Source organism: Dokdonia sp. LLG6352-1 (assembly GCF_045055815.1).
Lineage (GTDB): Bacteria > Bacteroidota > Bacteroidia > Flavobacteriales > Flavobacteriaceae > Dokdonia > Dokdonia donghaensis.
Map to the genome: position 1 here is coordinate 2,962,380 of NZ_CP159329.1, position 14,362 is coordinate 2,976,741.

The 14,362-nt window shown below is 37.3% G+C and carries 11 protein-coding genes; 8 read left to right on the forward strand and 3 right to left on the reverse strand.

From position 1 onward, the window contains the following. Window positions 1–85: 85 nt before the first annotated feature. The gene (locus ABVM49_RS13210) at window positions 86–949 is read right to left on the reverse strand and encodes a Brp/Blh family beta-carotene 15,15'-dioxygenase (protein ID WP_405202341.1); all 864 of its coding nucleotides are present in this window, start codon (window positions 947–949) and stop codon (window positions 86–88) included. 85 nt (window positions 950–1,034) lie between these two features. Here ABVM49_RS13210 and ABVM49_RS13215 point away from each other — a divergent pair, with 85 nt between their 5' ends. Continuing rightward, window positions 1,035–1,778 (forward strand): bacteriorhodopsin-like, encoded by a 744-nt coding sequence (locus tag ABVM49_RS13215; protein WP_035325034.1) that lies wholly within the window; start codon window positions 1,035–1,037, stop codon window positions 1,776–1,778. 210 nt (window positions 1,779–1,988) lie between these two features. Beyond that, a complete protein-coding gene (locus ABVM49_RS13220; protein WP_405203684.1) occupies window positions 1,989–4,817 on the forward strand; it encodes a M16 family metallopeptidase in 2,829 nt (942 codons plus the stop codon). Window positions 4,818–4,954: 137 nt separating this feature from the next. Here the strand turns inward: ABVM49_RS13220 and ABVM49_RS13225 are convergent, their stop codons facing one another. Continuing rightward, a complete protein-coding gene (locus ABVM49_RS13225) occupies window positions 4,955–5,137 on the reverse strand; it encodes a hypothetical protein (protein WP_021779402.1) in 183 nt (60 codons plus the stop codon). Window positions 5,138–5,285: 148 nt separating this feature from the next. Between ABVM49_RS13225 and fumC the strand changes: the two genes are divergently transcribed. Then, a complete protein-coding gene (fumC, locus tag ABVM49_RS13230) occupies window positions 5,286–6,671 on the forward strand; it encodes a class II fumarate hydratase (RefSeq protein ID WP_405202342.1) in 1,386 nt (461 codons plus the stop codon). A 105-nt stretch (window positions 6,672–6,776) separates the two neighbouring features. Beyond that, window positions 6,777–8,114 (forward strand): 7TM-DISM domain-containing protein, encoded by a 1,338-nt coding sequence (locus tag ABVM49_RS13235; protein WP_405202343.1) that lies wholly within the window; start codon window positions 6,777–6,779, stop codon window positions 8,112–8,114. Here ABVM49_RS13235 and ccsA read toward each other — a convergent pair. Further along, window positions 8,111–11,410, reverse strand: a complete 3,300-nt coding sequence (ccsA, locus tag ABVM49_RS13240; protein ID WP_405202344.1) for a cytochrome c biogenesis protein CcsA — start codon at window positions 11,408–11,410, stop codon at window positions 8,111–8,113. The genes ABVM49_RS13235 and ccsA overlap by 4 nt on opposite strands. A gap of 116 nt (window positions 11,411–11,526) precedes the next feature. Between ccsA and ABVM49_RS13245 the strand changes: the two genes are divergently transcribed. From ABVM49_RS13245 to ABVM49_RS13260, 4 genes are read left to right on the forward strand one after another with little or no spacing between them, the layout of a single operon-like run. Next, window positions 11,527–12,294 carry a Rossmann-like and DUF2520 domain-containing protein gene (locus tag ABVM49_RS13245; protein WP_405202345.1) on the forward strand — a complete coding sequence of 256 codons (768 nt, stop codon included), beginning with the start codon at window positions 11,527–11,529 and terminating at the stop codon, window positions 12,292–12,294. Next, window positions 12,278–12,805 (forward strand): KdsC family phosphatase, encoded by a 528-nt coding sequence (locus tag ABVM49_RS13250; protein WP_405202346.1) that lies wholly within the window; start codon window positions 12,278–12,280, stop codon window positions 12,803–12,805. Before ABVM49_RS13245 ends, ABVM49_RS13250 begins: the two co-directional genes overlap by 17 nt. 43 nt (window positions 12,806–12,848) lie before the next feature. Continuing rightward, a complete protein-coding gene (locus ABVM49_RS13255) occupies window positions 12,849–13,766 on the forward strand; it encodes a geranylgeranylglycerol-phosphate geranylgeranyltransferase (RefSeq protein ID WP_380034867.1) in 918 nt (305 codons plus the stop codon). Continuing rightward, window positions 13,759–14,343, forward strand: coding sequence for a Maf-like protein (locus ABVM49_RS13260; protein WP_405202347.1), 585 nt, complete (start codon window positions 13,759–13,761; stop codon window positions 14,341–14,343). Before ABVM49_RS13255 ends, ABVM49_RS13260 begins: the two co-directional genes overlap by 8 nt. The last annotated feature ends 19 nt before the right edge of the window (window positions 14,344–14,362 follow it).

Genomic DNA, 14,362 nt, shown 5'->3' on the forward strand with positions numbered 1-14,362 from the left:
TATAATTAATAATCAAAGTTATCTATAATATCACAGATGGTATGATACATTTTTAAGCAAGCTAATAGGATATGTACTGTAACAGCTACTTGCGTAATGAATTAATAATCCAAACGTGAGGAAATGTAATAGCAGCCAAAAATGCAAAGAATATGGCATTAAAAAGATAGGTCTTATCACCTACGTAATAATAAAATATTGATATGCTAGTAATGGCCAGTAACCAGTAAACTAGCGAAGACCTTAGGTAGCCTACAATAGATTTTTGGCTCGTATTACCGTATAGATAGATAATCTGACTTTTCATAGAAGGAATGGCGTGCCATACCACAAAGTATAAGGCAAATGACAATAGTAAAGTTGCCATTTTAAACACGATGGCGAGTATAATAAGGTGCACAAACTCTTCTAGTATGGAGCTTACGGCATTCATTTGAACTTTACCTATCATAAAGGAAGCGATACTTATGATAGCAAAAAATACAAGTCCCACTAGGTAATAGTAGCTATCTAAAGTAATCCCTGTGATGATAGCTATGATCTCTGTAGTCTCCTCACTGTTAAAATAAAAAATAAGAAACAAAATAAGGAGACCATATGCTGAGAAGAACACATAATGACCTTTATTCTGTATGATAAGGAGCTTGTCCCAGTGCTCCTCTCCAAAGTGAAAACCACTCACTATAATAAAGAGGATAAGAGCAAGTGTAGGCAATGCATAAAATAAGAACGCTATGGCGAGCACAAATAACACATATCGACCTAAAATCACATATGTATTGTTAAGAGAAGAAGACACGTTTTTTTCTAATAGTTTAATGTCATTTGCTCCGTGTACAAGGCCTAATGTAAAGATGGCTACATAAGCAATACTATTTTCTACAGCAGAGTCAAATTGAATACTTAGCCATAAAAGAAAGAAAGTTATTACGATTCTGATATTTTTCACGATATAAAATTAAATATTTAATAATAGTTTTAAGATAATTTGTTTAATTATTATTAACTTTGGTTAAACAAAAAAATTAATTGCTATGAATTTATTACTATTAAGTACTGCACTTGACAAAATTGCATCAGATGATTATGTTGCATTCACGTTTTTTGTAGGAGCTATGGCTATGATGGCCGCAGCTGCCTTTTTCTTTTTATCTATGAACAGCTTTGACCGTAAATGGAGAACATCCATTCTGGTGTCGGGCTTGATTACATTTATTGCCGCCGTCCATTATTGGTATATGCGCGATTACTGGCAAGCAAATGCTGAGTCACCTACATTTTTTAGGTATGTAGACTGGGTTCTTACAGTACCACTTATGTGTGTTGAGTTTTTCCTAATACTAAAAGTTGCAGGAGCTAAAAAGTCACTTATGTGGAGACTGATTTTCTTATCTGTCGTAATGCTAGTAACCGGATACATAGGTGAGGCTGTAGACAGAGATAATGCGTGGCTATGGGGATTAATCTCTGGAGCGGCTTACTTTGTAATTGTTTATGACATCTGGCTAGGAAGCGCAAAAAAGCTTGCTGTAAAAGCAGGTGGAGCTGTACTAAGCGCACACAAAACCCTATGTTGGTTTGTACTTGTGGGATGGGCAATTTACCCTATAGGGTATATGGCTGGAACACCGGGATGGTATGAAGGCATCTTTGGAGGATTATCTCTAGATGTAGTTTACAACCTAGGTGACGCTATTAATAAAATTGGTTTTGGTCTAGTAGTATACAATCTAGCTACCATAGCTTCTAATACAAAATCTCTTGAAGAGACTGCATAATTAGAAACCAATAAATCATTACTAAAGGGAGATCGTGTACAGCGATCTCCCTTTTTTTTGCTTTCGCGAAAGCGTAATTAACAACCACACTGTTAACTCTTTAACATTTTATTAAGAGACGGTACCTACTTACTTATTATCTTAGAGGATTATCAAAAAACACTAAAAATGATCAAATCAAACAGTTTTAAAATGATTGCCGTTGCCGTGATGGCAACTGCTCTCTTATGTACTTCTTGCGAGGGTAATAAAGATACCGCCGTAGTAGAGGATGCAAAACTATCTATTGATTATGAGAAGTACGAGCTGGAGAATGGTCTAGACGTGATCTTACATCAAGATAGTAGTGACCCTATTGTATCACTCGCGATACAGTATGCGGTAGGTTCTAACCGCGAGAAAACAGGACGCACCGGTTTTGCTCACCTTTTTGAGCATATGCTATTTCAAGAGTCTGAAAATGTGCCACAAGACTCATTCTTTAAAACGGTACAAGACGCAGGAGGAACCCTTAATGGTGGTACCTGGAAAGATGGTACAATCTATTATGAAACGGTACCAAATAATGCACTTGAGACTATTTTATGGCTAGAGTCTGACCGTATGGGATTCTTAATTAATACGGTAACAGAGAGTGCCTTTGAAAACCAGCAAGAGGTTGTTCAAAACGAAAAAAGACAACGTGTAGATAACAATCCTTACGGGCATACAAGTTGGGTTCTTGATAAAAACATCTATCCAGAAGGTCACCCGTATAACTGGCAAGTTATAGGTGAGCTAGAAGATTTACAAAATGCTACGGTAGATGATGTACGTGAGTTTTATGACAAGTTTTATGGTCCTAACAATGCGACACTCGTACTAGCAGGAGATTTTAAAACTACAGATGCAAAGGCGCTTATAGAAAAGTACTTTGGTGAGATTAAAAAACGTCAAGAGGTTGAACCGCTTGAAGCACAACCAGTAACAATCGCAGAAACAAAGAAGCTATACCACGAAGATAACTTTGCACAAGCACCACAACTACACCGTGTGTACCCTACAGTACAGCAGTATACAGACGATGCATATGCGCTAGACTTTCTTGCAGAAATTATCTCAAGTGGTAAAAAAGCACCTTTATATAAAGTGCTAGTAAAAGATAAAGACCTTACCTCTAGAACAATTGCATATAATAATAGTCAAGAGATTGCGGGTGAGTTTCATATCATCATCACTGCAAATAGCGGTGTAGATCTAGACCAAGTAGAGGCTGCCATAGATGAAGGTATTGCAAAGTTTGAAGCAGAGGGCGTTACAGATAAAGATGTAGAGCGTATTAAAGCTGGGCTTGAAACTCAGTTTTACAATGGTATAAGTAGTGTAAATGGTAAAGCGTTTCAACTAGCGAGTTACAATGTATTTGCTGGCGAGCCAGACTTTATAGAAAAAGATATAGAAAATATAAAAGCCGTTACAAAAGAAGATGTAATGCGTGTGTATAACACCTACATAAAAGGCAAGCCTTTTGTACAAACTAGTTTTGTGCCTAAAGGACAGATGGATCTCATCGTAGAAAACTCTGTAAAAGCAGAGGTGGTAGAAGAAGAAATCACAGAGAATGTTACTAAGGTTGTAGAAGATGAAGCGAAGGAAATTGTAAAAACACCTTCAAAAATAGATCGCTCTACGCCACCAGTAGTAGGAGATGCGCCAAAACTAAGTATTCCAGAATCTTGGGAAGCACAGCTGTCTAACGGGATAGATGTATATGGTATTTCTCAAAATGAGATTCCTACCGTAAACTTTAACCTAGTAATAGAAGGAGGTCACCTACTAGATAGTATGGAAAAGAATGGGGTTGCAAACCTTATGACAGATATTATGATGGAAGGTACTGCAAATAAAACTCCAGAAGAACTTGAAGAGGCTATCGAGATACTGGGAGCAAGTATTAATATGTACACTTCTCGTGAAGCTATTACAATACAAGGTAACACGCTTACGCGAAATTTTGCCGCAACTATGGATCTAGTAGAAGAAATTCTGTTTGAGCCACGCTGGGATGAAGAAGAACTAGGTCGTATCAAAACAGCTACTATAAACAGTATTAAACGTCGCTCTGCAAACCCTAATGCGGTGGCAAGCAACGTATATAACAAAGTGCTTTATGGTGAAGATCACATCTTCTCATACCCTACTAGCGGTACTGTAGCTTCGGTAGAAGCAATTACAATGCAGGATCTTAAAGATTTTTATGCAAATAACTTCTCACCATCTGTGAGCCGTTTTCATATAGTAGGTAAAATAGATAAGAGCGATGCCCTTGCAGCCCTAAGTGACCTTGAGTCTAAGTGGGAAGCAAAAGAAGTTACCATACCAGAGTATCCAGTGGCGAATAATAGAGATAAGTCTTCACTCCTATTTGTAGACATTCCTAATGCAAAGCAATCTGTAATAAATATAGGGTATATCGGGATGGCTCGTACAGACAAGGATTTCTACCCTGCAGAGGTAATGAACTATAAACTGGGAGGATCTTTCTCTGGAGCTGTAAATCTTATTTTACGTGAAGAAAAAGGATATACCTATGGAGCACGTACTTACTTTAATGGATCAAAAATACCAGGTACATTTACAGCATCATCTAGCGTACGTACTAATACAACAGGAGAATCTGTTGAGATTTTTAGAGACCAGATCAAGGCATATAAAGAAGGTATCTCACAAGATGACCTTGACTTTACAAAAAATGCCCTTATCAAATCTAATGCACGCCGCTTTGAGACGCAGTTTGCCCTTCTAGGTATGCTTCAAGAGCGTAGCGCTTACGACCTTCCAACAGATTATATTGAGAAGGAAGAAGATGTTATTAGAAATATGACACTAGACCAGCACAAAGCATTAGCAAATAAATATCTTGATGAAAACAAGATGGCATACCTAGTAGTAGGTGATGCTGCCACGCAGTTTGCTCAGTTTAAAGATATGGGCTTTGATGAAGTAAAAATGCTAGACAAAGATGGTAATGAAGTAGACCTTACAAAGGTGAAGCAATAATCACAATACATTATAAATTATAAAAGAGCCTCTTCGGAGGCTCTTTTTTTGTGGGTATGAGTACGCTTTCGCGAAAGCGCATAAAAAAACCTCCTACAGTTATTGCAGGAGGTTACATATCGTAAAAGCGAGAGATACTAGTTGTTCTCTTGCTCTCTCTTAAGCTTACGTTCTTCTCTTTTTTCTTTCATAAATTCAATAAATGAACCTCCTACCCAGTAAGGGATTACAAAAGTAAGAAGGAAAATCATTAACCAAAATCCTATAGTAAGGATGGTTAAAAATGCGAGAAAACCTAAATATTGGTCAAAATCGAACATAGGATGGTGTCTTTTCTAATTTGTAGCAAAGATACTTGATAATATATATGTCACACAAGAGAAAAAATAGATTTATTGACACCTTATCAACGATGCAAAATGAAGCCAAATGTTTAAATTTGTCTTCCTAATTTCTAACATAATCACAATGGAATATAGAATCGAAAAAGATACAATGGGCGAGGTAAAAGTACCCGCAGATAAATTATGGGGAGCACAAACTGAGCGCTCTCGCAATAACTTTAAAATAGGAGCTCCTGGCTCTATGCCTATTGAAGTGGTACACGGCTTTGCGATTCTTAAAAAAGCAGCGGCTTATACAAACTGTGAGCTAGGTGTACTACCGGTTGAAAAGAGAGATCTTATCGCTGCTGTATGTGATGAGATACTTACAGGTATGCACGATGACCAGTTCCCACTAGTAATCTGGCAAACTGGATCTGGAACACAAAGTAATATGAATGTAAATGAGGTGATTGCAAATAGAGCACACCAACTTGCAGGAAAAACAATAGGTGAAGGTGATAAAACACTTGCGCCTAATGATGATGTAAATAAATCACAATCTTCAAACGATACGTTCCCTACGGGAATGCACATCGCAGGTTATAAAAAGATTGTAGAAAACACAATACCGGGAGTACGCACATTACGTGACACGCTTAAAGCGAAAGCAGATGCCTTTAAAAACGTGGTAAAAATAGGTCGTACACACCTTATGGATGCCACTCCCCTTACACTAGGTCAAGAATTTTCTGGATACGTATCACAACTAGATCACGGACTTAAAGCACTAGAAAATACACTAGATCACCTAGCAGAGCTTGCTCTAGGAGGAACAGCTGTAGGTACTGGTCTTAATACTCCTAAAGGATATGCAAAGCGTGTGTCTGAGTATATGGCAGAGTTTTCTGGTCACCCGTTCCGTACGGCAGATAATAAGTTTGAAGCACTTGCTGCTCACGATGCAATCGTTGAAACTCACGGTGCGTTAAAACAACTTGCGGTATCTCTTAATAAAATTGCAAATGACATACGCCTTATGGCATCTGGACCACGTAGTGGTATTGGAGAGATTACCATACCTGCAAATGAGCCAGGATCTTCGATTATGCCAGGAAAAGTAAACCCTACACAATGTGAAGCACTTACAATGGTTTGTGCACAAGTTATGGGTAATGATGTGGCTATAGGTGTAGGTGGTATGCAGGGACACTACGAGCTTAACGTATTTAAACCTATGATGGCTTCTAACCTTTTACAATCTGCAAAACTTATAGGTGATGCTTGTGTTTCTTTTTCTGAGCACTGTGCTTCAGGTATTGAGCCAAACGATGCTAGGATTAAAGAATTGCTAGATAACTCATTAATGCTAGTAACTGCTTTAAATACAAAAATAGGATACTACAAAGCTGCCGAAATAGCAAATACAGCACATAAAAATGGTACAACATTAAAAACAGAAGCTGTAAATCTAGGATACGTAACTGCCGAAGAATTTGACGAGTGGGTACGACCTGAAGATATGGTGTAATTCTTATGTTAAATATTCAAGTTAATCGATGAAATACACAAATTCATCGATTAACTTGTTTTTATTAGTAGTTTAACATATATTTACCATCCCAAATCATAATAAATGAAACTACTATTGGTTCTCTTAGGCTTCCTGCTATGCAGTGTGAGCCTACCACCAGAGACCATTTATCATCTTAAGGATGCTTCTGGAACGCACACCATTACAAGTGTAAAACGCGCGGAATTTACAGAGTTGCATTCAGAAAACTTAGGAGTAGATAATGGTACTTACTGGTTTAAAATAAATAATATCTCTCAACCTAGAGCGATATTAGAGCTACAAACTTCTCACGTAACTACGTTAGAGTTATATGATAATAATGGTACTCTTGTACCTATTATGAAGGACACAAGATTTCCTTCTTACTTTATAAGTAAAGATTTACACAGCTTCCCTCTTTATCTAAAGGGTGATTTTCCACTAGAGGCGTTTTTCCCCATCACGATTTCTAATGAAGGTGTCTATGCAAAAAATGATCGTGTAAATATGCTGGGTATAGGCTTCTTTTATGGAACAAGTATCGCACTACTTATCGCAACACTCATCTTTTTCTTTATCGTAAAGAATACAAAGTTTATATTCTTTGCTTTTATCATTTCCGGTATTCTTTTGAGCGTTATTGCACAAGACAATATTCTCAACTTTTTAGGTATCAATATTGGTAATACATTTTACTTAGAAGCTTTAGGACACTACTCTGTAGGGCTTATGGCAATGTTCTTTATGGTTTTCTATTTAAAATTACGCAGCAACCAGCAATGGATTAAGTGGTCTATTTTCTCAATAGTAGCGATTTCCACCTTTTCATTATTCTTTTTTATTTTTACAGAAATGCTATGGGCTCTTATCCTCATAAACTCTTGCTCTATTCTAGCAACTGCTCTTCTCTGGATACTTATATTAAGAATTGCAAAAGGACCTAAACGCTATGTATTATCATTAATTTACTCTGTAAACCTATTTTTCTTAGTGAATGTATTTGTATTTCATTTATTAGGTATCACACTACTTGAACGCAGTACTTTTGACGGAGCAGGAATTGCTTCGCTAAACTTTACACTAATCGCCGTACTCTTATTACTCTCTTTCTATGGGATACAAACTACGGGTGTAATAATGAAGCATAAAATAAAAAGGTATGTAGAAGAACTCAAAGAATTAAATACCTATAGAAATATACAAGAAACAGATGATGATTATCTGGAGTCTCTTATTTACCAGTTTAAGCTAGAAAATATAGAGGTAAAAATACTAGATGACATTGCCGAGGGATTAAGTAATGAAGCTATCGCTTCAAAATATGACCTTACTACAGATCGATTAAACCAGGTAACAAAAAGCCTCTATACCAAACTTGGTTTAGAGACTTCTAGTGATTTACAAAATCTTGCCTTTTAAGCAGATTTCTTTTTGACATAGTGTTTTCTATACTGTATGTAAGATATAGCGCCAAAGACCGTAAGAACTGCTGCTGTGATTAGAATTTTTTGATCTGCTATCTCTCCACCGCTTTGGTAAGAGTGTAATCCTGAGAGGTAATAGTTTACCCCAAAGTAAGTAAAGAGTATACTTCCTAATGAGATGATAGATACAAAGTTAAACAGCCATTTACTGCGTAAACCTGGTATTAAACGCATATGTATCACAAATGCATATACGATAAGTGAGATAAGCGCCCAAGTCTCTTTTGGGTCCCATCCCCAGTAACGCCCCCAGCTTTCATTTGCCCATTGCCCTCCTAAAAAAGTACCTATCGCTAGTAACACCATCCCTACGGTAAGAGCAAGCTCATTAATAATAGTGATCTCCTTAATGTTGAGATCCATTTTTTCTCGGTTTTTATCTGTAGTAAATATCATAAGGAGTAATGATACAATACCCAGAATAGCTCCAAGTGTAAAAGGACCATAACTTGCTACAATTACAGCAGTATGAATCATTAACCAGTAACTGTCTAATACAGCTTGTAAATTCTCAATCTCTGGATTCATCCAGTTCATTGAGGCTGCCCAAAGTATAAAAGCACCTACAAATGCGGTACTGGCTATAGTAAGTTGACTCTTTCTCCCGAAGGCAAGACCAAAGAAAACTGTTGCCCATCCCACATAAAGTACAGACTCATACGCATTACTCCACGGTGCGTGCCCCGCGATATACCATCTCCATATCAAACCTATAGTATGAACGATAAAGAGCACAACAATAGCTGCAGCTCCAAGCTTAGTCATTATACTAACGAACTTATTAGGCTTAAAAATAGCTACTATTACAAATACCATCATAAAAACTGCAGCCAGCATATACATCCAGTACAGTTTTGTAAAAACATCATATTTATTATAAAAAATCTCTGCATCACGCTTCTCTACAGAAGGCATAATATCATTACTGTGACTACGTTGAAATTTTTCTATACCCTGCAATACCTTATCTGCGTCTGAGTAGTCACCGCTTAGTCTACCTTTTTTGAGGCTTAATAAATATGCTGGAAAAATTTGATTTGCTATTACAGAGTCTGTCGCCTTATAGGGTACATCTTTAACTTGAATAGGTGATATCCAGGTATTATTTGAATCATCAGGTTTTGGAAAGATTCTTAATACCTCTTTTACAAGCGTTCTATCAAGAAGATTCATACGCTCAGAGACGTCTATAAACTCCTTTGATATTTTAGTCGGGTTTGCCTCTGCATAAGCATCTGGTAAAAATGGAGAAAGCTTATACTTGAAATCTGAAGTAAAGAAATCCATTTGTTTAAAGTACTTCCTGTCTGACGGTACTCCTATCACATTACGTAAACTATCGTTACCCTTAGGTAAGTAAATAATCTCTGCAAAGCTCCATATCTGTGGGTTTTCCATCATAGAGAGCATTACTTGGTCTGCCGTAAGCCCTTCATAAGTATCGCTTCTACTTAACTTACGTAGTAGCATACTTGAGTATGTATTAATAGGCATCATACGCCCGTCTTCTTGTATGATAAGACGTCCAAATTTTTCTGCGTGTTCTAAAGGTATGGCATTCTCAACGATGAGTTTTTTAATCTCTTCTTGAGATGGCATACGCTGGTCGTGCTGTGGTCCGGTATGACTTTCTAGACCAAGTATATCACCTATGTTTTCGCCAGTTACAGAAACGGAATCTTGTACGACTACGTTTCCGTTACTTACTTCGGTAGTTTGATCAGATATATCTTCTTGTGCGTATCCCGCTTTCGCGAAAGCAATCAAAAACACAATCATCATAAGCTTAGACTTCTTAAGTTTTACTTTATCAAGACGTCTTTTGAGCTCACCGAAACGTGACCCCTTATCAAATAATATCATCATCATACCTATATACAATAAAAAGTAACCTATATATGTCACCCAGGTACCCCAGAAATCGTGACTTACAGAAAGTATGGTACCCGACTCATCTGGAAAGAAACTCGCCTGAAAAAACCTGAAACCCTTGTGGTCTAGTACGTGATTCATATAGATGTCGTAATCAAAACTTTCTTCTGTATCTTCTACAGTAATTTTACTCTCAAAAGAAGAGTATACGTTTTGTGTACCAGGATACCTTCTCGCTATAAATTCATTAAGCTTTATAGAAAATGGTAGCGGCATAGCCTTACTACCGTATGCTAAATAAATTTTGTGCCCACCTACTTCTATTTGCTTTTTATCATTGCTATAACCTCGACCGCCTAGTAACCCCACAGTCTTAGTCTCTCCGTTTACGGTTACGTCTACAAAGAGTGCATCTTCTTGATTTTTTTCTTTTACCTCCTTTGCAACAATACCAGTACGACCGCGTATAGCTTGGTCTGGTATCACAAGTAACTTACCTCCCAGGTTGTATAGTGCTCGTAGTTTAAGTGGCTGCTCTACATCTTCTGGTACTTCGCTCTCATCTTGTGTTGCCATTACAGTTACAGAACCTGCAAATGGAGACTTAAAAGTGTAGTTTTCTCCATCAAAACCTATGTTTATTGCACCATCTGTAGGTTTATTAAAAGCATAGAGTACATTGTGTATGTTTACTAACTCACCTTCTACTAGAAAGTGCTCGTGACGCTGGTTATCTGTACCGGTCTCAACTATTTTAAGATGCCATAGTCCATTTTCATCTTCTACAAAACCATCTTGTGCACCATCTATAAACTTGTTAAAATCAAACGTAAATGTAGTCTTATCACTTCTGTTATTTGTATCGTGCACAAAATCTTCTGTCCACGTAAAGTTATTGTTTAGCCTTGGTGATAGTGAGAGTTCTTTTTCTACAGCGCGACGCATAGGCTGTCCGTTTTGTTCACCATCTATAAAAACTTCTAGATATGTTTTCTCGCTTAAAAAAGAATTTTCTGAGGCACCCTCTTCTATAGGCATTACCCCTTCATAACTTATATATCTTGTAATACCCGCTCCTATTAGGATAAGCACAAAAGAAAGGTGAAAAATAAGCGTAGTTATCTTCTCTTTGCGCAGTAGTTTGTACCTGAATATATTCCCTATAAAGTTCACAACAAATAAGATGTGTATAAGAGTAAACCACCACGCATCATAAATCCAGTATCTTGAGTATGGTGTAGGTGACGTTTCTTGACCTTGGTCTAAAAACGTTCCTACTGCCATTGCAACAAAGTAGGCTATAAAGAGAATCCCCATTAAGCGTGTGGAGAATAAAATAGAAGCAATTTTCTTTTGCATAATTCAGGCAAATTTTTACGACTGCAAAGATAACCCACGAGGGCCTAAAAACCTTAGCACAATGATTCATAAAATATGAAAGCTCAACAGTTTTAAAAAAGCCTATTTTTGCTAGTATGATTGAAGTAAACATTGTGGGTACAGGCAACGTGGCCTGGCATCTTGCAAAGGCACTAGGTGCACAAAACAACGCCGTTGTAATGCAAGTGGCAGGGAGATCACAAGCCAGCCTTGATCCCTTTAAGCATATGGCGCTCCATACCGTAACTATAAATAACCTGACAGCTGCAGATGTTACTATTATCGCAGTAAGTGACGATATGATTGCAGAGGTTTCTGAGCAAATACCTTTTGACAACACACTTGTGGTACATACCTCTGGATATACGGCTATGAGTACGCTTTCGCGAAAGCATAAAAAAGGAGTTTTCTATCCACTACAAAGTTTTTCTAAAGACGATGTCTCTTTGCATTTTGCCGAAATACCAATTCTAATAGAGGCAGAAAATGACGAAGACGAAAAAACGCTAAGCGAGCTAGCCAGTATGATTTCTGATACAGTACAAGTAATAAACAGTGCACAAAGAAGACAGCTCCACCTTGCTGCCGTGTTTGCAAATAATTTTACAAACCACTGCTATACCGTTGCTCAAGAAATCTGCGAGCAATATGAAGTAGATGTAAAAACCCTGCACCCACTTATTTTAAAAACGGCACAAAAGGCTTTAGAAAATGGCCCTGGAAATAGTCAAACGGGCCCAGCAAAAAGAGGTGACAAGGAAGTCATAAACAAGCAACTAGATTTACTAGAAAACCCAGATCACAAGGATATTTACAACACCCTTACAAAAGCAATATACACTACCTATGGAAAAAAGCTATAAAGAATATTTACACGACATAACCACCTTTATTTTTGATGTAGATGGTGTTCTCACAGATGGTAAACTACACATTACTACAGAGGGACAAATGCACCGTACAATGAATGTAAAAGATGGTTATGCTATAAAAGCAGCTCTTGACGCTGGATATAATATATGTATTATAAGTGGTGGCACAGATGAGGGTGTGCGCTCAAGGCTTCTAAAACTAGGTATAAGTGACGTTGCTCTGGGAGCTCACAACAAGATGGAACACCTAGAGCTATACCTCAAAGACAAGCAGATAGCACCAGAAAATATTTTATATATGGGTGATGATATACCAGACTATCCCGTTATGCAATTTGCAGGTCTCCCCTGCTGCCCGCAAGATGCGGTAAAAGAGATAAAAGATATCTCAAAATACATCTCACATAAAAATGGTGGTCAGGGCTGTGTGAGAGATGTGATAGAGCAAGTACTTAAAGTACAAGGCAACTGGATGAAAAATATAGATGCAGCAGCTCATTAACGAGATATTGTGTATTTTTAATTAAAACAACCTAACCCCTTAGTTGAAGTATCTAAACCTTATAAGATTCAAAAATCTTATTATGATCATTGTTATGCAATGTGTCATACGCTATGCCATTGCTCAAATAGAAGATATTGATATCACACTAAGCACGTTAGGGCTATTATTTCTCATACTAGCAACTGTACTCATTGCTGCCGGAGGTTACGTCATAAATGACATTTATGATGTGGTAGCAGATAAAATTAATAAAGCAAAAAAACGTATAGTAGGTATTTCTGTAGATGAAAAACAAGCAAAGCTCATCTACTTTACTCTTACATTTACGGGATTAGGTTTAGGTTTTATACTCACAAACTTAATGGCACACCCTATCTATTTTATTTACTTTTTACTTAGTGCAGGGTCCTTATACCTTTATGCTAGGTTTATAAAAAAGTATGCTTTTATAGGTAACTTGCTCGTAAGCATCTTAGTGGGGCTCTCAGTTATTTTGGTACCCCTTTTTGAGCTTGTACCTGCTATAAATACAAGTAACAATGAGGAGCAACTAGGTGCTTTTATGGTATTTATCTCTGTAGGGATATTTGCCTTTGCTATCACACTTATAAGAGAGCTTGTAAAAGATATAGAAGATATACAAGGTGATCACGTGGCGGGTTATAAAACGCTACCTATAGTCTTAGGTGCGCAGCGCACAGCGCGATTTTCTGTCGTACTCACACTTATAATAATTACATTTATAAGTTGGTACACATTCACTTTTCTTTATGATTATAAAATAGCTGTTGCGACAGTTTTCTTTGCTATCATTGGTCCGCTTGGGTATTGCTGTTCAAAATTATGGGAGGCAACTAAAAAAAGTGAACTCTCACACGTATCACTCATTCTTAAAGTAATTATGTTTGTAGGTATATGTATTATCCCATTACTTATACACGCTATTTACTATGCTTAAAGAAAAATTAAAAAATCACAACCTCATACTTGCATCTAGCTCTCCTAGACGCCAGCAGTTTTTTAAAGAACTAGACCTAGATTTTACCATACAACTCAAACCGGTAGACGAGACTTTTCCAGATCACTTACAGGGTGCAGAAATTACAGACTATCTAGCAAAACTTAAGGCCGCAGCCTTTACAGACTTACAAGCTACAGATATACTTGTAACCAGTGACACCATAGTATGGTTTAATGGCGTTTCACTTAATAAGCCAGAAGATCGTGATGAGGCCTATGCGATGATTGCTGCCCTTTCTGGTAATAGCCACCAGGTTATTACTTCTGTAGCTTTTACTACAAAAGAAGGTCAGACCGTGATAAACGATACGACCACCGTCACCTTCAAAGAGCTTACAGAAGAAGAGATTAATTACTACATAGATAATTACCAGCCTTATGATAAAGCTGGCGGTTATGGCGTTCAAGAATGGTTTGGCTACATAGCCGTAACAAGTCTTGAGGGTTCGTACTTTAATGTGATGGGTATGCCCCTACATAAAGTTTACGAAACGTTAATGCAGCTAGCAGAGTAGTTACTTTTCTGTACTTTTA